The organism is Caulobacter sp. 05L422, from assembly GCF_056397765.1.
Map to the genome: position 1 here is coordinate 25,401 of NZ_JBFTOB010000015.1, position 18,188 is coordinate 43,588.

The window sequence follows — 18,188 nt, forward strand, 5'->3', positions numbered from 1 at the left end:
TGTCCTCCGCCCCCTACGGGGGCGGACAGGCGGCGAAGCCGCCAGGTGGGGGCAAGTGCGAGGACTAGTCCTCCAGCGGAACGCCGTACAGCTCCAGCCGGTGGTCCACCAGCTTGTAGCCCAGCTTGCGGGCGATGGCGTTCTGCAGGGCCTCGATCTCCTCGTCCACGAACTCGACGACCTTGCCGGTCTTCATGTCGATCAGGTGGTCGTGGTGGTGATCGGGCGTCTCTTCGTAGCGCGAGCGGCCGTCACGGAAGTCGTGGCGCTCGATGATGCCGCTCTCCTCGAACAGGCGAACCGTCCGATAGACCGTGGCGATCGAGATGTGCGGGTCCACGGCGTGGGCGCGGCGGTGCAGCTCCTCGACGTCCGGATGGTCGGTGGCCGCCGACAGCACGCGGGCGATGACCCGACGCTGGTCGGTCATGCGCATGCCCTTTTCGATGCAGAGCTTTTCGAGGCGATCCACGGCGGCGTCTCCGGAAAGATGAACCCAAACGACAGTCGGGGGCGAGATTCGCGGGCAAGATAGGGGCTCAGCCGCTAGCTGTTAAGCACCCGACGCATCACCACCGCGTCCTTGGCCCCATCGGGATGGGGATAATAGCCTTTTCTCAGGCCGACGCGCTCAAAACCGGTGGCCTCGTAGAGCTTGATCGCCGCCAGATTGTCGGCCGCGACCTCCAGGAACATCTCGAAGGCGGCGGCTTCCCGGGCAATGCCGGCCGCCATCTCGACCAGGGCCGCGCCCCAGCCGCGACGGCGGGCGGCCGGATCGACGGCCACGGTCAGGATCTCGGCCTCGCCGGCGACCGCGCGGCACAGGATGAAACCCTTTGCCTCTTCCGGCTCCCCCGCCGCGCCCAGCACGGCGAAGGCGCCCGGGCCCTTGAGCAGGGTTTCGAATTCCTCGGCCGACCAAGGCCGGTCGAAGGCGCGGTCGTGCAGGTCGGCGAGGGTGAAGCAGGCTTCCAGCCCGACGGGACGCAGGATCATGCGGCGGGCGCCACGGCATAGGGCGCGCGCAGATAGAGCGGCCGGGGCGAATGACTAGGGGCCGGTCTCGCGGCGGCCAGGCGGGCGACGGCGACCGGATCGGCATAGGCCGGAGTCAGCACGGCGGCGTCGGGCAGGACGTCGGCGATCAGCGGCGCGCCCGAGCCGACCAGGGTGGCCGGACCGCCCGAATAGAGCTCGGCCAGGCGCGCGGCGGCGACCCCGACCTCCAGGGCGTCGGGAGCCATCAGGGCCTTTCCGCCGTCGAAGACCTGCAGATAGACCTGGCCCATCTTGGCGTCGAGCACGCCGGCGACCAGACCCGTCGCCGTGACCGAGGCGGCCAGGGCCTCCAGGGTGTTGACCCCGACGCAGGGGATCGACAGGGCCGTAGCCAGGCCCTTGGCGAACGACAGCCCCACCCGCAGGCCGGTGAACGAGCCCGGGCCGACGGTGACGGCGATGCGGGTCAGGTCGGCGAACTTCACGCCCGCCTCGGCCGCGATCTCGCGGGCCAGGACGGCGATGCGCTCCTGGTGGCCGCGGGTCATGGGCTCGCTGCGGACGGCGCGGACCGTGTCGCCGTCCAGGATCGCGACCGAACTGGCGGCCAGGCAGGTGTCGATGGACAGGATCATTGGCTCGGAGCCCCGCCGCGCCAGAGGAACTCACGCAGGACGGCCTTCTCGCGCAGCACCGCTTCAGGCGGCATGGCGTCCTGGGTCCAACCGGGGACGCCGAACACATAGCGCAGGACCGGCTCGCCGGGCTGGGTGCAGATCACGGCGTGGACGTCGCGGTCCTTGCCCATCCAGCAGCGCGGATAGTCCATGTCGGCGTCGGCCCATTTCATCATCAGGGTCTCGCCGCGCGGTCCCTTCGGCGTTCCGCCGGTGACGCGAACGTCGCCGACCGTGACCGTGCCGGGGTTGCCCTGGATCTCGATCACGCCGCCGTCCTGCTCGACGGTGATGATCGGCGTCGGTTCGCCCGTCTCCTGGTGCAGAAAGGCGGATTTCACCACGGCTTTCGGGAAGCGCGGCTCGATGGCGGCCGCCGCGAAGGTGGTCTGGGCCATGATCGGACCGACCGAAAACTCGTCCAGCGCCAGGGGCCCGCCCTGATACGGCGTGAAGACATCGACCCCGGTGGCGGTCTTGTAAATCACCGTGGCCGGCGCCGGCGGCGCGGCGGCGGGCGAGGCCGTCTCGGACTTGTCGGCGGGGCCGCAGGCGGCCAGCGCCAGCAAAGGCGCGACCAGGATCAAGAAGCGGAACATCGGATCAGGCCGCGCCGACCGCCGCCTGCTCGGCCGGACGCCAGACGAATTCGTTGAGCTGGCCCTTGGCCTTCAGAACGTCGACCGGCGGCAGGCCGCCCTGGGTCCAGCCCGGCACGCCGAACACGTAGGACACGGTCGGAGCCTCTGGACGCACGCAGACGGTCTGGTTGACGGTGCGGCCCTCGCCGGCCCGGCACTGGGCGATGTCGAAGCCGAGGTCGGCCCACTTTCCGAGCAGGGCTTCGCCCTTCGGGCCCTCGACCGGACCGCCGGCCAGGCGGATCTCGCCGATGCCGCCCTCGACGCCCTTGCCGATCTCCAGCAGCGGGACGTTGTCCTGTTCGACGGTGATGATCGGTCCGGGCGGGCCTTCGCCGACGTGGATGAAGGCGCTCTTGGCCACCGCCTTGGGGAACAGGGCCTTGATCGTCGCCAGGTCGAAGGCCGTCTCGCCGGTGATCGGCCCCACGCCGTCGGCGCGCACGCGCAGCGGCCCGCCGACATAGGGCGTGACCGCGATGGCGACCGGTCCGGACTTGGGGACTTCGGAACCCGAGGCCGCCGGCGGCGGCGCGGTGTCGGCTTGCTTGGCGGGGCCGCAGGCGGCGAGCAGCAGCAGCGGGGCGGCGATCAGGGCGAGGCGCTGGGTCATGGGCGCCTTTTAGCATGTGCATGCATGCTCATGTCATCCCGGACGAGCGCGGAGCGCGAAGATCCGGGACCGACCCGAACGCCGCGCTCCAAGTCGGTCCCGGATAGCGGCTGCGCCGCTTCCGGGATGACAGACTATTTTCAGACGATCTGCGCGGCTTCCTCGAAGTCCAGGCGCGGATTGCGCGGGAACAGGTTCTCTTCGGTGCCGTAGCCGATCGAGGCGATGAAGTTGGACTTGATGTTGGCGCCCGCGAAGAACGCGGCGTCGACGCCGGCGTTGTCGAAGCCCGACATCGGGCCGACGTCCAGGCCCAGGGCCCGGGCGGCGAGGATGAAATAGCCGCCCTGCAGCGAGCTGTTGCGCAGCGCGCCGACCTCCTTGGCCACGGGGTCGCCAAACCAGTGCTTGGCGCCGGGAGCGTTGGGGAACAGGCGATCCAGGGTCTCGGGGAAATCCAGGTCGTAGCCGACGATCACCGTGACCGGGGCCTTGAGGATCTTGGGGCCGTTCGAGCCCGACGACAGCGCCGCCAGCTTGGCCTTGGCCTCGGGGCTCTGCACGAACACGAAGCGCGCCGGAGTGGTGTTGGCGGCGGTCGGGCCGAACTTCACCAGGTCGTACAGCTCGCGCAGGACCGCTTCCGGGATTGGCTGGTCGCTCCAGCCGTTGCGCGTGCGCGCCTCTGTGAACAGCTGATTGAGCGCGGCGGTTTCAAGCTTGGCCATGAACGATCCTCAAGGGCGATATCAGTAACTCTTGTAGTTACAGTATCCACTCAGCCGAACGCTCGCAAGATCGTCCTGGCGAAGTTTTTCTGGGAGCGCTTAAAGCGTCTGCTCGACCCGGGTCACTTCGGGCACATAGTGCTTGAGCATGTTCTCGACGCCGGCCTTCAGCGTGGCCGAGGACGACGGACAGCCCGAGCAGGCGCCGCGCATGTGCAGCCAGACCACGCCGGTGGCCGGCTCGAACTTGCTGAACACGATGTCGCCGCCGTCCTGGGCCACGGCCGGGCGGATGCGGGTGTCGAGCAGGTCCTTGATCTCGGCGACGATCTGCGAGGTTTCGTCGTCATAGACGCCGTCTTCGTCGTGGCCGCTCTCGGCGGTCGCGTCCAGCAACAGGGGTCGGCCGCTGGTGAAGTGGTCCATGATGGCGGCCAGGATCGGCGCCTTCAGGTGCGGCCACTCCGCGCCCTCGGCCTTGGTCACCGTGAGAAAGTCCGGGCCGAAGAACACGCGGTTGACGTCGCCCAGACGGAACAGAGCTTCGGCCAGGGGCGAGGCGTCGCCCTCCTCGGCCGTCTTGAACTCCCGCGCGCTCCCCAAAGGATTATTGGCTCCCAGCACTTCGCGGCCGGGCAGGAACTTCAGGACCTCGGGATTGGGCGTGGTTTCGGTCTGGATGAACATGCCGGAGAAATGGACCTCTCGGGGCCCCGGGACAAGAGGCTGGCTGCCGCTTGCGTCATCGTGACAAACGAACCGCGTTATGGCTCCATCGTCGAAACAGTTGTTTCACGGGAGGTCGCCATGAGCGACGGAGCCATCGATCTTTCGGCTGATGCCCGGGCAAAAGCCTACGCTATGCCGCTGGAGCAGATCGACGTCGCCGACCCGGCGCTGTTCCAGGCCGACGCCCACTGGCCCTATTTCGAGCGGTTGCGGGCCGAGGACCCGGTGCACTACTGCGCCKAAAGCGAGCACGGGCCGTACTGGTCGATCACCCGCTACAACGACATCATGACCGTCGACACCACCCACCAGGTGTTCTCGTCGGACAGCAGCTTCGGCGGCATCACCATTCGGAACTTCGACGAGGACTTCGTCCTGCCGATGTTCATCGCCATGGACCCGCCCAAGCACGACATCCAGCGCAAGACCGTCAGCCCGATCGTCTCGCCGGTGAACCTGGCGCTGCTGGAGGGCACGATCCGCGAGCGGGTCGGCGGCATCCTCGACGACCTGCCGATCGGCGAGACCTTCGACTGGGTCGACAAGGTGTCGATCGAGCTGACCACCCAGATGCTGGCCACCCTGTTCGACTTCCCCTGGGAGGAGCGCCGCAAGCTGACCCGCTGGTCCGACGTCACCACCGCGGTGCCGGGCGCCGGGATCGTCGACAGCGAGGACCAGCGCCGGGCCGAGTTGCTGGAATGCCTGGCCTACTTCACCGAGCTGTGGAACCAGCGGGTCAACAGCACCGAGCCCGGCAACGACCTGATCTCGATGCTGGCCCACGGCGAGGCGACGCGGAACATGCCGCCGTTCGAATATCTGGGGAACATCCTGCTGCTGATCGTCGGCGGCAACGACACCACCCGCAACTCGATCACCGGCGGCCTGCTGGCCCTGAGCCAGAACCCGGACCAAGAGGCCAAGCTGCGGGCCGACCCGTCGCTGATCCCCAACATGGTCTCCGAGATCATCCGCTGGCAGACCCCGCTGGCCTATATGCGCCGCACGGCCATCGAGGACTTCGAGCTGTCGGGCAAGACCATCAGGAAGGGCGACAAGGTGGTGATGTGGTACGTCTCGGGCAACCGCGACGACACCGTCATCGACAACCCCAACGCCTTCCTGATCGACCGCCCCCAGGCCCGCCGCCACCTGTCGTTCGGCTTCGGCATCCACCGCTGCGTCGGCAACCGCCTGGCCGAGCTGCAGCTGAAGATCATCTGGGAAGAGATCCTCAAGCGCTTCCCGAAGATCGACGTGATGGGCGAGCCCAAGCGCGTCTATTCCAGCTTCGTGAAGGGGTATGAGAGCCTGCCGGTAAGGATTCCGAGCCGGCTCTGAGGGGTCTTAGGCCCCCCAGAACCCGACCAGCTTCTTCACCTCGGCCACCGTCGGCGCGGCGACCTCGCTCGCCCGCTCGGCGCCGGCCTTCAGGATGCGGTCGATCTCGGTCGGGTCGGCCAGGAAGCGGCGCATGGTCTCGCCGACCGGGGCCAGCTTCTCGACCGACAGCTCGGCCAGGGCCGGCTTGAAGGTCCCGAAGCCCTTGCCAGCGTATTCGGCCAGCACCTCGGCCTTGGTCCGACCCGACAGCGCCGCGAAAATGCCGACGAGGTTGTCGGCCTCGGGACGGGCGGCCAGCTCGTCCAGGGTCTCGGGCAGCGGCTCCGGATCGGTGCGGGCCTTCTTGATCTTGGTCGCGATGGCATCGGCGTCGTCGGTCAGGTTGATGCGGCTGTAGTCCGACGGGTCGGACTTGCTCATCTTGGCCGAGCCGTCGCGCAGGCTCATGACCCGGGCGCCGGGACCCTGGATCAGCGGCTCGGGCTGCGGGAAATAGGCCGGGATGCCGTAGTCGTGGTTGAACTTGCCGGCGATGTCGCGGGTCAGCTCCAGGTGCTGCTTCTGGTCCTCGCCCACCGGCACGTGGGTGGCCTTGTAGACCAGGATGTCGGCGGCCTGCAGCACCGGATAGGTGTAGAGGCCGACGCTCGAGCGCTCCTTGTGCTTGCCGCTCTTCTCCTTGAACTGGGTCATGCGGTCCAGCCAGCCCAGGCGGGCCGTGCACTGGAAGATCCAGGCCAGTTCGGAATGCTCGCGCACCGCCGACTGCGGGAAGATCGTCGCCTTGGCCGGGTCGAGGCCGGCGGCCAGGTAGGCGGCGGCGATCTCGCGGGTCTGCTGGGCCAGCAGGGCCGGGTCCTGCCAGACGGTGATGGCGTGCAGGTCGGCCACGAAGATGAAGGTGTCCATCTCGTGCTGCAGCTTGGCGAACTTCACCAGGGCGCCGAGGTAGTTGCCCAGGTGCAGGGCGCCGGACGGCTGGACGCCGGAGAGCACGCGGGTCGGGCCCGCATAGGGGACGGGAGTGTGGTCGGTCATGGCTTCAGCCTTGGATATCGAAAGCGGTATGGCGGACGCGTGAAAACGCGAGCCGCGTGCAGGCCGCGGCGGAACGGATCAGAGGAAGCTGCGCCATCGCGGCGCGGAAGAACCGATCGAAGCCATGGCTGTTCGTTACCGGGCGCAGGCTTGGAGGGCAAGACCCGAGCCGGGGACATGCGCTCGCCGCGTGTCCCCATCGGCAACCGTAGCGCCCAAGGTTGGGGACACGCCGCAAGGGCATGTCCCCAAGTGATCCTACGCCTTGCCCCGCTTGAGCACGCCCTTCAGTTCCGCCGGCGTCACGCCGCCGAACAGGAAGACCAGCGGCGGATACAGCGCCCCGCCGACCAGCACGGTCAGCAGCAGAGCAAACTCCTTGGCGCCGATCACGTGGCCCTTCAGGCCCATGGCCTCCAGCGGCGCCTCGATCAGCGGCCGCCAGTGCGAGGCCGCCGCCAGGGCCAGGCCCATGGCGACGCTGGCCGCCAGGATCCGCGCCACCCGCGACCAGGTCTGGAACGAGGGGTTGTAGTGACCCTTGCGCGACAGGCCCCAGGCCATCTGGCCGACATTGATCCACGAGGACACGGCGGTGGCGGCGGCGATGCCCTTCACCCCCACCAGGTTGAACAGCAGGATGCCCAGGCCGATGTTCATCGCCACCGAGATCAGGGCGAAGCGCATCGGGCTCTTGGTGTCGCCCCGCGCGAAGAAGGCCCGCGAATACAGCTGCTGCAGCACGAAGGCGGGGGTGCCCAGGCCGTAGAAGAACAGGGCCGAGGCGGTCTGGCTGGCGTCGAAGCTGGTGAACTCGCCCCGGGTGTAGAGGGCGTCCGACAGGAAGCCCGGCATCGCCACCAGGGCCGCGGCCGCCGGGATGGTCAGGGCCATGGCCAGGGTGATGGCCTGGTCCATGGCCGATTGGGCGTCGTCGCCGTCGCCGGTGTTCACCGCCCGCGACAGGCGCGGCAGCAGGGCCACGCCGATCGCCACCCCCACCAGGCCCAGCGGCAGCTGGTACAGGCGGTCGGCGGTGGCCAGCCAGGACCGGCCGCCCGGCACATGGCTGGCCAGGTTGCCGGAGATGAAGATGTTGACCTGGGTGGCGCTGGCCGCCAGGGCGCCGGGAATGGCCTTGCCGATCAGGGCCCGCACTTCCGGCGTCAGGCGCGGCAGCCGCCAATGGACCTTGGCGCCAGACTTGTTGACGCCCCAGACCAGCAGAGCGGCTTGCGCGACGCCGGCCACGACCACACCGGCCGAACCCCAGACCGCCGCGTCCACGGCCGTCGTCTGCGGCAGGATGAAGATCAGTGTGGCGATGTTCAGCAGGATCGGCGCCCCAGCCGACAGCACGAAGCGGTCGCGGGCGTTCAGCACGCCCGACAGGTGGGCGACGATGGCCATGCACGGCAGGTAGGGCATGGTGATCTGGGTCAGCAGCACCGCCAGCTTGTACTTCTCGGTGCCCCAGCCGAAGCCCGGGCTGATCAGCATCATCAGCCAGGGCATGGCCAGCTGGCAGACGATGGTGATGATCAGGGTCGAGGCCGCCAGGGTGGCCATGGCGTCGCCGGCCAGGACGTCGGCCTTCTCCTCGCCGTCGATCTGCAGCGACTTGGCGTAGGCCGGCACGAAGGCCGCGGCGAACGCGCCCTCGGCGAAGAACCGGCGGAACAGGTTCGGGAAGGCGAGAGCCGCGTTGTAGGCGTCGGCCGCCGGGGTGGCGCTGGCCCCCATCCGGGACGAGACCGCAAGGTCGCGGGCGAAACCCATGAACCGGCTGACCAGGGTCAGGCCGGAATAGATCATCGACGACTTCAGCAGCCCGCCGGGCTTCTTGGCGGGGGCCGGATCGGTCGGGGCTTGTTCGGGGGGCGCGATGTCGGACACGCATGGCTTCTGGGGGCTGGGCGAAGGGCCGTCAAGCGAGGGCTTCGGGATTTCCGGAGGGTTTTCAGTGCACCGCCCCCTTGCCCCCTACGGACCGCTTCGCGGTCGTCTTCCCCCACAGGGGGAAGAGGAGCCGTGCGCGTATCCTCCGCCCCCTGTGGGGGCGGACAGGCGGGCGAAGCCGCCAGGTGGGGGCAAGTCGGTGTGATCTCACGCCAAAGGCCATGAGCTGAATGGGAAGGGTGCGAAGCGCCCGGGCCTCGCCCGGATGATTTGCAGTTTGAGTACCGTTTCGACGAAGACGAGCGCTTCGCGTGGCCGTTATCCGGAAGCCTTCGGATCGCGGATTTTTAACCCGCTCCGATAGAGGCCCCCGACGGGCGGAGCATTGGCTTGCTCCGGACCGCCTGGGCGATTTCAGCCCAGGCCTGTTGCGTCCGCCGATCCTTCGTCGCCAGGGCTTTGTCCTGTGTTGCAAGGAACCTGACCTGGACGTCCGAAGCGTCACTGAAGACCACCAGCGAGCACTTCCCGCTCGACCACCCCCAAAAGCCGCATCGGTCGCCGTACGTGCGCCCTCCCCATGCCTTCAGGTGCAAGCAGTATGGGGGTGGTTCGAAGGGGTGAGGATAAGTTTGGTCGAGAAAAATTAGGCCGTTGAAATCGCTAAGCTTCATTCGCTGAACGCCGAGCATGGACGCTCTTGAACCCTCTCCCAGAGGGAGAGGGGGCCCGCCGCGCAGCGGTGGGAGGGTGAGGGGCTACTGAGTTCAACGGCGTGCCGGCAGGGCGTTCGCGTGAAACCGGACAGGGCGTCACCCCTCTCCCTCCCACGCCTTCGGCGCGGGTCCCTCCCTCTCCCCTCCGGGAGAGGGTTCAGAATGCGCCCTTTCCGGAGACGCCCCTGACGTCATCCGCTAACGGCGAGGCCGCGCCTTGAAGCCTTGATGGCGAGCCTGCTCTGGCGTCTGGCCGTGTCAAGGACGACGCGGAGCGTCGCCGCGACGCGGCCGCCAGGGGCGGTCCTTGACACGGCCAGACGCCAGAGCTCCGATCCACCAAGGCTTTAAGGCGCGGCCCCATCCGGGGCGGATGGGACGATTCCACAAGCCGACGTTCCGAACGTTAGCTTAGGGTGGGAAGCCGCCCCCCACGATCGCCATAGGGCGAAGGAGTGTTTCACTGAGAGGCGCACTCACGCACCGAGATGGCGACCAGACAGGAGCTAGACGGTCCCGAGCGCCCAGTGTCGGTAGGCGTTCAGGTCCTCGACCATCTTTTCCGGCGAACGGGGCCATTCATCGATCATGGCGTCGTCAGCTTCGAGGCTGTCCGCCCGTTCCAGCGCCATTTCCTTCCTTGAGGCGGGCACGAATTTGTAGCCGATCATCTTGCCCCCCTTGGGTAGACGATAGAGGAAAAACGGCTCGATATCGCGCCAGAGCACCTTTCTGGGAAGGCGGATCAAACCGCCCCGGAGCGTGAAGCCCTTGGCGTCCAATTCCAGGGAGCGGCGACGCACCAACAACACAACGAGTATCGCGGCGCTCAGTCCAAAGAAGAGCAGCACGAGCCAGCCCGCCAAGCCGATCAAGCCGACCGGATTAATCCGAACCATCATTAAGCCCACCGCGACGAAGACGAGGCTCATCACCAATTGCAGCGACGCCTTGAAGCGTGACGCCTTGATGGTTCGAGGCCCGACGCGCGTGTCCACGCCGACATCCACTGGTTTGGCCATTGCTCGTTCCCGCCCGACCCGTCGTATCCTAGCCAACGCACTGTCGACGAACAACGCCCCGGGGCCATGGCCGACCGCCGAGCTCCTGGAGCGCCACCCCGCCAGCGGCCCGCGTAGTCCAGCCACGAAGGCCAAAGGCTGGTCGACCATCACGTGGCGGTCGGCGTCGGGGATCGCGGCGCGTAGGACGGTGTCGGAAATTGGCGCCGGCCCTGAAAGCGGACCTTCGACCTCGGCGCCAACAAGCAGACCTTCCGAGCGTCAGCTAAGGGTGGTTGTCGGGCGTGACCCGATCTCATGCCTGAGCGGCAGAGTGGGTGGCGACCCACTCCGCGATGAAGTCGATGGCCTCAATACTGTCCGGGGCGGCGCTTGGTGCGCCAAGGGACATGATGGCCGACACGGTCTCGTCGACTGACGTGGTTTCGACAAAAGTGACCCAGCCTGAAAAGCGTTCTGACAGGGCGTTGAAGAAGGCCATTTGAGGTTGGACCATCCGGGCGTAGCGCGCGACCTTCAGTTGCGCCCTTTCCTCGCCCAAACCCCTTGCGCGCTCGCGCTTCAGCATCCGCTCGCGGCGCTCCTCCTCCGCGATGTGCAGGAGCACGTATCGATCAGGGACCTCCATCCCTCGTTCGGCAAACTTGCTACGGTAAAACGCGATCGACTCTGCTGGAAGGGACCAAGCCTCATTGTCGAAGATCCAACCGAACCAGATTGGCTGCAGAGGATCTCCGTCCAGGACAGATAGAGCGCCCTGCGATGCTTTCAGCCTCGCCATTTCCCAACGGGCGGCCTGTCTGTCGTGATACCAGCCCGTTGGCTCCGGAATGGGCCTTGCGAAGAGCAGATTCACCTCCGGAACGACGTAGGCGCCGGCGTCCCGAAGAGCGGCAGCTGTTGTTGACTTCCCAACACCCGGGGCACCTTCGATAGCTAGGATCATGCGAACTCCCTAGGCCGATATCATCTCTTAGCGGACGCCGCGAACTCCCGCTAAGGGTCGAAAGCGGAACTGGCCTCGGCGCTCAAAGCGGACCTTCGGCCGGAGCGCCAATAACCAGACCTTCCGAACGGCAGCTAAGGGTGGTTGTCGGAAGCTAAAGCGGTAAGCTGGGCAGATGCTTGTTCGGAAACCACGCCTGGTCGCACTGCCGTTAGTTATCGGCGCTTTGCTGATAATGACAGGAGCGTGGTTTGCACACCGGGAAACTTCGTGTGTTCAGCAAGTTAGGCATGCGAAGGCTTATTCCGGCGCTCAAGTGCGTCGAGACAAGAATGGCGTGTGTCGAATTTGCAGAGAAGATGGTTGGCTTTACGACATTGCTTTTGACCGGTGTTCACGAGGCGACCCGACCTATCGAGGTGTCAGACTTCCGTGAAATAGTTCCCGCTGCTGAAGGTCCGCTCAGGGTCGAAAGCCGACTTCGGCGCCCGGCCCCAAAGCCCCCTACCGCGCCACGCTGGCCCGCGCCCGCTTCAGGCCCGGACGCGTGTTCGGCGCCCCCGCCTCGTTCTGCTCCAGCGCCGCCAGCAGGTCGGCCTTGAGCGCCGTGACCTTCTTGGCGTCGGCCACCTTCCCGCCCTCGGACGTCTGGACGTAGAAGGCGTCGACCGCCCGCTCGCCGTAGCCGTCGATGTGGGCCGACTGGATGGACAGGCCGTTGTCGGCCAGGGTGCGGGCCAGGGCCTGCAGCAGGCCAGGCCGGTCGCGGCCCGAGGCCTCGACCACCGTGGCCTCGTTGGACGCCTCGTTGTCGATCACCACCGTGGGCGCGATCGAGAAGGCGGCGGTGCGCGACAGCTCCGCGCCGCGCCGGGGCTCGACAGCGATCGGCTCGCCGCGGCCGGCGGCCTCCAGGGCGTCGGCCAGGCGGCGCAGGGCGCGCGGGTTCTCGCAGCCCAGGGCCGCGCCGGTCACGTCCTGCACATGGAAGACGTCCAGGGCCTGGCCCTGGCGCGAGGTGAAGACGCGGGCCCCGACCACGTTGCCGCCCAAGGAGGAGATGGCGAGAGCCAGGTCGGCGAACAGGCCGCGACGATCCTTGGCGGCGATCACGATCTCGGCGGCGTTGGCGCCGACCGGCACCCGGCCCTCGGCGGCGGCCCCGCCCTGGATCGCCGCGCGGCGGGCCAGTTCGGCGTGGGCCTTGAGGTCGTCCTGCGAGAAGGCGCCGAAATAGGCGGCCTCCATGGCCTGGGCCCAGCCCTTGGCGGCGGGGTCGGCCTGGACCAGGGCCTCGCGCGCGGCCTCGGCGGCGGCTTCCTGATGGCGCTGGACGCTGGCGGCGGCGTCGCTGCCGCGCCCGCCCCGGAACACCGCCTCGGTGGCGTTGTAGAGCTCGCGCAGCAGCTGGCCCTTCCAGCCGTTCCAGACGCCCGGACCGACGGCCCGGATGTCGGCCACGGTGATCACCAGCAGCAGGCGCAAGCGCTCGGGATTCTCGACGATGCGGGCGAAGGCGGCGACGGTGCTGGGATCGGCCACGTCGCGCTTCTGGGCGAAGTCGCTCATGACCAGGTGGTTCTCGACCAGCCAGGCCACCAGCTCGACCTTCAGCCGGTCGACGCCCAGCCGTTCGCAGGCGCTGCGGGCGCTGCGGGCGCCGGCCTTTTCCTGGCCTCCCACCCCGCCCTTGCCGGTGTCGTGCAGCAGCATGGCCAGGAACAGGGCTTCGCGGTCCTCGATCAGCGGCATGATCGACACGGCCAGCGGGTGGTCGTCGACCAGCCGTCCGGCGGCCATGTCGCCGATGATGCCGACCGCCCGCAGGGTGTGCTCGTCCACCGTGTACGAGTGGTACATGTTGAACTGCATCTGGGCGACGATGCGGCCAAATTCCGGGATGAACCGTCCCAGCACCCCGGCGTCGTTCATCAGGGTCAGGGTGCGGTAGGACCGCTTGCCCCGGGCCAGCAGGTCCAGGAACGCCCCGGTCGCCTGCGGGTCGCGACGGACCTTGGACGTGATCAGGTGCAGGTTGCGGGTCACCGCCGTGAAGGCGTCGGGGTGAAGGTCCAGGTCCCGCTCGTCGGCGGTCCTGAACAGGCGGATCAGGTTGACCGGATCGGCCTCGAACACCTGCGGGCCGTCGATGTTCAGCCGGCCGCCGTCCTCGTAGAAGCCGGCCACGTCCAGCGCCTTGCGCTTGGGTCGGCCGCCGCCGGGCAGGAAGCGGGAGATGCCCTTGGGCTCGTGCTTGAAGTGCTCGGCCTCCAGCTTGGCCGAGAAGGCGCGGGTCAGGGCCCCGACCTCCTTGGCCACCAGGAAGTAGCGGCGCATGAAGCGCTCCACCGCCGGGGCGTCGCCGCGGTCGCCGTAGCCCATGCGGCGGGCGATCTCGGGTTGCAGGTCGAAGGTCAGGCGCTCTTCCGGACGGCCGGTGGCGAAGTGCAGGTGGGCGCGCACGGCGTGCAGGAAGTCGAAGGCGCGGATGAAGCCCTTGGCCTCGCGCCGATCGAACACCTCCAGCTTGAACACGTCTTCCGGCCGGTCGACCGGATGCAGGTACTCGGCGATCCACATCAGGGTGTGCAGGTCGCGCAGACCGCCCTTCCCTTCCTTGACGTTGGGCTCGACCATGTAACGGCTGGCGCCGGCCCGGGCCTGGCGGTCGTCGCGCTCCTTGAGCTTGGCGGCCACGAACTGGGCGCCGGTGCCCTTCATGACGTCGTCGCGGAAACGGCGGGTCAGCTCGTCGCCCAGGCGCTCGTCGCCGGTCAGGCGGCGGGCCTCCAGGATCGAGGTGCGGATCGTGTAGTCTTCCTTGGAGAGCTTGACGCACTCCTCGATGGTCCGCGAGGCGTGGCCGACCTTGAAGCCCAGGTCCCACAGCGCATACAGCATGAACTCGATCACGCTCTCGGCGTGCGGCGTCTGCTTGTAGGGCCGCAGGAACAGCAGATCGATGTCGGAGAACGGCGCCAGGGTGCGCCGACCGTAGCCGCCCACCGCCAGCAGGCACAGGCGCTCGCCCTCGGTCGGGTTGCGGGCCCGGAACACGTGGACGGTGGTGAAGTCGTAGAGGGCGGTGATCACCTCGTCGGTGACGCCGCTGAGCAGGCGGGCCGTCTCCAGGCCGCCGGCCCCGTTCTCCAGCCGCTCCTTGGCGATCATCCGGCCGCGAAACAGCGCCTGTTTCAAGATCTCGATGGCGCGGGCCCGCTGGCCGGCCTCGTCGCCGATCAGGTCGAGGGCGGCGGCCGACAGCCGGGCGCGCAGGGCGTGGCCGTCGACGACGTGTTCCAGAGGCGTGGGGCGAAGGCGGCGGGGCATGACGGCTATATGGTGTTCCAAAGCGTGTTCGCCGAACGGTTAGGCGACCCGCGCGCCCTCTCTATAGGATCTCAGGTCTTGAGCAGAGCTTTAAGGCGATAGAGCGCGTCCAGGGCCTCGCGGGGGCTCATGCCGTCGACATCCAGCTCGTCCAGCGCCGCGTCGGTGCGGCTGGGCGCCGCCATGACGGGCGCCGAGACGGGCGCGGAGGCGGCGAACAGCGGCAATTCGTCCAGCTTGGCCGGCGACTCGGTCTTGCTCTCCAGGCGGTCCAGCACCTCCTTGGCGCGGGCCACCACCTGGGGCGGCACGCCGGCCAGCTTGGCCACCTGCACCCCGTACGAGCGGTCGGCCGGTCCGGCGGCGGCCTCGTGCAGGAACACCAGGTCGCCGTTCCACTCCTTGGCGCGCAGGCTGAGGTTCGACACGTGGGCCAGCCGCGTCTCCAGCGTGGCCAGCTCGTGATAGTGGGTGGCGAACAGCGCCCGGCAGCGGTTGACGTCGTGCAGGGCCTCGGCGCAGGCCCAGGCGATGGCCAGGCCGTCATAGGTGGCCGTGCCCCGGCCGATCTCGTCCAGGATCACCAGGCTGCGCGGGCTGGCCTGGGTCAGGATGGCGGCGGTCTCGACCATCTCCATCATGAAGGTCGAGCGGCCCCGAGCCAGGTCGTCGCCGGCCCCGACGCGGCTGAACAGGCGGTCCACGACACCCAGGCGCAGGGACTTGGCGGGCACGTAGCAGCCCGACTGGGCGAGGATCGCCAGCAGTGCGTTCTGACGCAGGAAGGTCGACTTACCGGCCATGTTCGGGCCGGTGACGATCGACAGCCGCGCTCCGGCCTCGCCGGCCGCGTCCAGGCGGCAGTCATTGGGGGTGTAGGGGTCGCCGGCCCGCTTGACCGCGGCCTCGACCACCGGGTGGCGGGCGGCGCGGGCGTCGAAGGCCAGGGACTTGTCGACGGTGGGGCGCACGGCCCCGGCGTCCTCGGCCCACTCGGCCAGGGCGGCGGCGACGTCCAGCTTGGCCAGGGCCTCGGCGGCCAGCTGGATCGGCTCGGCCAGGGCGACCGCTTCGGCGCGCCAGTCCTCGAAGGCCGCGACCTCCATGGCCAGGGCCCGCTCGGCGGCCTGGGCGATGCGGGCGTCCAGATCGGCCAGCTCGACGGTGGTGAACCGCACCTGGTTGGCCAGGGTCTGGCGGTGGATGAAGACAGCATTCAGCGGGGGTTGAAAGAGCGGGTCGGCCTTGCCGGCCGTGGCCTCGACGAAATAGCCGAGCACGCCGTTGTGGCGGATCTTCAGCGGCACGCCGCTTTCCTGGCACAGACGGGTTTCCAGGGCGATGACCACCCGGCGGCTGTCGTCGCGCAGGGCGCGGGCTTGGTCCAACTCGGGACGCACCCCGGCGGCCACGTAGCCGCCGTCGCGGGCCAGGGCCGGCAGGTCGGGGCCGAGGCCGACTTCCAGCTGGGCCAGCAGGCGCGACAGGCCCTCCTGCAGCGACGGGGTCAGGGCCTTCAGGGCGCTTTCCAGCTCGGCGGGCGGCGGCGACAGCGGGTCGCCCGAGCCGCCGACCATGCCGGCCAGCTTCTCGCCGGTCTTCAGCCCGTCCTTGATGCAGCCCAGGTCTCGCGGGCCGCCCCGGCCCAGGGCCAGGCGCGACAGAGCGCGGGCCATGTCGCCGGCGCCCTTGAGCACCTCGCGCAGGCGTTCGCGCAGGGTCCTGTGGTCGACGAACCATTCCACCGCGTCCAGGCGGGCGTCGATGGCGTGGGGGTCCAGCAGCGGCCGGGCCAGGCGCGAGGCCAGCATCCGGGCGCCGCCGGCGGTGACGGTGCGGTCGATGACGGCCAGCAGCGAACCGTTGCGGTCGCCGCCTTGGGTGCGGTCGATCTCCAGGCTGGAACGGGTGGCCGGGTCGATGGCCATGACGTCGGCCTCGGCGGCGCGGCGTGGGGCGCGCAGGGCCGGCAGCTTGCCGGCCTGGGTCATCTCCAGGTGGGCGGCGATCAGGCCCAGGGCCCCGATCTCGGCCGACGAGAGACCGCCGAAGCCGTCCAGGGTGTCGACGCCGTAGAGCCGCTTCACCCGGGTCTCCGAGGCCTGGGGCTCGGACAGGGCCGACGGCATGGGCTGGATCAGCCCGCCGCAGATCTTCAGGGTCTGGGACAGCTGCTCGTCCGACAGCAGGCGATCGGCAACCAGCGTCTCGGACGGGGCCAGGGCGGCCAGGATCGCCGCCACGGCGTCCTTGGCGACCAGGAAGCACTCCACCTCGCCCGTGGACAGCTCCACGGCCGCCACGGCCGCCTGGCCGGCCCGCACGGCCACGGCGGCCAGGCGGTTGGCGCCCCGGGCGTCCAGCAGGCCGTCCTCGGTGAGAGTGCCGGGCGTGACGACGCGGACGATGTCGCGACGGACCACCGACTTGGAGCCGCGCTTCTTGGCCTCGGCCGGGTCTTCCATCTGCTCGCAGACGGCGACCTTGAAGCCCATGCGGATCAGCTTGGACAGATAGGCCTCGGCCGCGTGCTGCGGCACGCCGGCCATCGGGATCGGCTGGCCGTTGTGGGTGCCCCGGAAGGTCTGCGAGATGCCCAGGGCGGCGGCGGCCTTGTAGGCGTCGTCGAAGAACAGCTCGTAGAAGTCGCCCATCCGGAAGAAGATCAGGGCGTCGGGCTGCCGCGTCTTCATCTCGAAGAACTGCTGCATCACCGGGGTCGCGCCGGTGGCGTCATAGGTCTGGACGGTGGGGGAGGCGGGGGCGTTCATCCGGCCGGAAACTACAGTGCGTCGGGCGCCGCGTTAAGAGAAAGCGACATTGCCACGACGCCAAAGAGCCGCTTAGTTCCACTCAAGCTTGATCGGGGGATTGAATGGCGGCGCAGACGTTGCAGAAAGCGGACGCGGACGTCGAACCGGCCCCGCGCTACAAGCCCGACTGGCTGCGCAAGCCGTCCAGCGAGGACATGGCGTGGGCCTATCCCCAGCGCGCGCAGCGGGAAGAGGTCGGCGGCAAGGCCGTGCTCCATTGCCTGGTGGCGCCGGACGGCGGGCTGATGCGCTGCGAGGTGGCCAGCGAGGCGCCGGCCGACTACGGCTTCGGCGCCGCCGCCCTGGCCCTGGCGCCGCAGTTCCAGATGACGCGGCCGCCCAGCGACGCCAGGAACCCCTCGGAAGTCACCATTCCGATCAGTTTTCTGACGCCCGGCTCCAGGTCGTCGGCGCCGGATGCCGACGCCGCGCCGCCACGGCCCGCGACGCCTTCGCCGCTGGGCGTGGTCGTCTCGCGCGGATGGGATTGGGTCGCCGATCACGCCAAGTCGCAGTCGGGCCTGCTAATGGGGATCGGCGGGGGCGTGATCCTGGTCATTCTGGTCGGCGTCGCCCTTCGCCGCTGGTCGCGGCGCGCCGACGGCAGGGATCTTTCGGGACCCAACAGCGAACGCCGCTAGACGCCGGAAACGAACAAGGGCCCGGAGCGACGCCGCTCCGGGCCCT

15 protein-coding genes and 1 pseudogene are annotated in these 18,188 nt (G+C 68.7%); 2 read left to right on the top strand and 14 right to left on the bottom strand.

Annotation, left to right across the window (positions count from 1 at the left end; genetic code table 11):
- Nucleotides 1-64: 64 nt before the first annotated feature.
- The 7 genes from AC1DMQ_RS15170 to AC1DMQ_RS15200 form a co-directional block, all read right to left on the bottom strand.
- On the bottom strand, nucleotides 65-472 hold the full coding sequence (locus AC1DMQ_RS15170) for a Fur family transcriptional regulator (RefSeq protein ID WP_477034385.1): 408 nt from the start codon (nucleotides 470-472) through the stop codon (nucleotides 65-67).
- Nucleotides 473-546: 74 nt separating this feature from the next.
- Nucleotides 547-999: a ribosomal protein S18-alanine N-acetyltransferase gene (rimI, locus tag AC1DMQ_RS15175; RefSeq protein WP_477034386.1), complete on the bottom strand. Its 453-nt coding sequence runs from the start codon at nucleotides 997-999 to the stop codon at nucleotides 547-549.
- A complete protein-coding gene (gene tsaB, locus AC1DMQ_RS15180; protein ID WP_477034387.1) occupies nucleotides 996-1,637 on the bottom strand; it encodes a tRNA (adenosine(37)-N6)-threonylcarbamoyltransferase complex dimerization subunit type 1 TsaB in 642 nt (213 codons plus the stop codon). Before tsaB ends, rimI begins: the two co-directional genes overlap by 4 nt.
- Entirely contained in the window at nucleotides 1,634-2,278 is a 645-nt protein-coding gene (locus tag AC1DMQ_RS15185) for a DUF1131 domain-containing protein (RefSeq protein ID WP_477034388.1), read from the bottom strand. Before AC1DMQ_RS15185 ends, tsaB begins: the two co-directional genes overlap by 4 nt.
- Nucleotides 2,279-2,282: 4 nt before the next feature.
- Nucleotides 2,283-2,933, bottom strand: a complete 651-nt coding sequence (locus AC1DMQ_RS15190; protein WP_477034389.1) for a DUF1131 family protein — start codon at nucleotides 2,931-2,933, stop codon at nucleotides 2,283-2,285.
- Between the two features lie 140 nt (nucleotides 2,934-3,073).
- Nucleotides 3,074-3,661 carry a malonic semialdehyde reductase gene (locus tag AC1DMQ_RS15195; protein ID WP_477034390.1) on the bottom strand — a complete coding sequence of 196 codons (588 nt, stop codon included), beginning with the start codon at nucleotides 3,659-3,661 and terminating at the stop codon, nucleotides 3,074-3,076.
- 99 nt (nucleotides 3,662-3,760) lie between these two features.
- Nucleotides 3,761-4,348 carry a NifU family protein gene (locus AC1DMQ_RS15200; protein ID WP_477034391.1) on the bottom strand — a complete coding sequence of 196 codons (588 nt, stop codon included), beginning with the start codon at nucleotides 4,346-4,348 and terminating at the stop codon, nucleotides 3,761-3,763.
- Nucleotides 4,349-4,468: 120 nt separating this feature from the next.
- Here AC1DMQ_RS15200 and AC1DMQ_RS15205 point away from each other — a divergent pair, with 120 nt between their 5' ends.
- Complete coding sequence (locus AC1DMQ_RS15205; protein ID WP_477034392.1) at nucleotides 4,469-5,734, top strand: cytochrome P450; 1,266 nt, start codon at nucleotides 4,469-4,471, stop codon at nucleotides 5,732-5,734.
- Between the two features lie 6 nt (nucleotides 5,735-5,740).
- On the opposite strand, the gene trpS is transcribed toward AC1DMQ_RS15205, so the two are convergent.
- From trpS to mutS, 7 genes and pseudogenes are all read right to left on the bottom strand, one after another.
- Nucleotides 5,741-6,775 (bottom strand): tryptophan--tRNA ligase, encoded by a 1,035-nt coding sequence (trpS, locus tag AC1DMQ_RS15210; RefSeq protein ID WP_477034393.1) that lies wholly within the window; start codon nucleotides 6,773-6,775, stop codon nucleotides 5,741-5,743.
- Nucleotides 6,776-7,033: 258 nt separating this feature from the next.
- The gene (murJ, locus tag AC1DMQ_RS15215) at nucleotides 7,034-8,671 is read right to left on the bottom strand and encodes a murein biosynthesis integral membrane protein MurJ (protein ID WP_477034394.1); all 1,638 of its coding nucleotides are present in this window, start codon (nucleotides 8,669-8,671) and stop codon (nucleotides 7,034-7,036) included.
- A gap of 1,225 nt (nucleotides 8,672-9,896) precedes the next feature.
- Complete coding sequence (locus AC1DMQ_RS15220) at nucleotides 9,897-10,412, bottom strand: hypothetical protein (RefSeq protein ID WP_477034395.1); 516 nt, start codon at nucleotides 10,410-10,412, stop codon at nucleotides 9,897-9,899.
- A gap of 93 nt (nucleotides 10,413-10,505) precedes the next feature.
- Nucleotides 10,506-10,601: pseudogene (locus tag AC1DMQ_RS15225) on the bottom strand (alpha/beta fold hydrolase); the annotation flags it as partial.
- A gap of 106 nt (nucleotides 10,602-10,707) precedes the next feature.
- Nucleotides 10,708-11,358: a DEAD/DEAH box helicase family protein gene (locus AC1DMQ_RS15230; protein WP_477034396.1), complete on the bottom strand. Its 651-nt coding sequence runs from the start codon at nucleotides 11,356-11,358 to the stop codon at nucleotides 10,708-10,710.
- A 504-nt stretch (nucleotides 11,359-11,862) separates the two neighbouring features.
- Nucleotides 11,863-14,688 carry a [protein-PII] uridylyltransferase gene (locus AC1DMQ_RS15235; protein WP_477034397.1) on the bottom strand — a complete coding sequence of 942 codons (2,826 nt, stop codon included), beginning with the start codon at nucleotides 14,686-14,688 and terminating at the stop codon, nucleotides 11,863-11,865.
- Between the two features lie 71 nt (nucleotides 14,689-14,759).
- Nucleotides 14,760-17,459 (bottom strand): DNA mismatch repair protein MutS, encoded by a 2,700-nt coding sequence (mutS, locus tag AC1DMQ_RS15240; protein ID WP_477034398.1) that lies wholly within the window; start codon nucleotides 17,457-17,459, stop codon nucleotides 14,760-14,762.
- Nucleotides 17,460-17,578: 119 nt separating this feature from the next.
- Between mutS and AC1DMQ_RS15245 the strand changes: the two genes are divergently transcribed.
- A complete protein-coding gene (locus AC1DMQ_RS15245) occupies nucleotides 17,579-18,142 on the top strand; it encodes a TonB family protein (RefSeq protein WP_477034399.1) in 564 nt (187 codons plus the stop codon).
- Nucleotides 18,143-18,188: the final 46 nt, after the last annotated feature.

Bases quoted from the DNA above. Each gene is read 5' to 3' on its own strand.
- tsaB (WP_477034387.1), bottom strand. From the start codon at position 1,637: ATGATCCTGTCCATCGACACCTGCCTGGCCGCCAGTTCGGTCGCGATC.
- AC1DMQ_RS15200 (WP_477034391.1), bottom strand. From the start codon at position 4,348: ATGTTCATCCAGACCGAAACCACGCCCAATCCCGAGGTCCTGAAGTTC.
- AC1DMQ_RS15195 (WP_477034390.1), bottom strand. From the start codon at position 3,661: ATGGCCAAGCTTGAAACCGCCGCGCTCAATCAGCTGTTCACAGAGGCG.
- trpS (WP_477034393.1), bottom strand. From the start codon at position 6,775: ATGACCGACCACACTCCCGTCCCCTATGCGGGCCCGACCCGCGTGCTC.
- mutS (WP_477034398.1), bottom strand. From the start codon at position 17,459: ATGAACGCCCCCGCCTCCCCCACCGTCCAGACCTATGACGCCACCGGC.
- AC1DMQ_RS15190 (WP_477034389.1), bottom strand. From the start codon at position 2,933: ATGACCCAGCGCCTCGCCCTGATCGCCGCCCCGCTGCTGCTGCTCGCC.
- AC1DMQ_RS15220 (WP_477034395.1), bottom strand. From the start codon at position 10,412: ATGGCCAAACCAGTGGATGTCGGCGTGGACACGCGCGTCGGGCCTCGA.
- AC1DMQ_RS15230 (WP_477034396.1), bottom strand. From the start codon at position 11,358: ATGATCCTAGCTATCGAAGGTGCCCCGGGTGTTGGGAAGTCAACAACA.
- AC1DMQ_RS15185 (WP_477034388.1), bottom strand. From the start codon at position 2,278: ATGTTCCGCTTCTTGATCCTGGTCGCGCCTTTGCTGGCGCTGGCCGCC.
- rimI (WP_477034386.1), bottom strand. From the start codon at position 999: ATGATCCTGCGTCCCGTCGGGCTGGAAGCCTGCTTCACCCTCGCCGAC.
- AC1DMQ_RS15235 (WP_477034397.1), bottom strand. From the start codon at position 14,688: ATGCCCCGCCGCCTTCGCCCCACGCCTCTGGAACACGTCGTCGACGGC.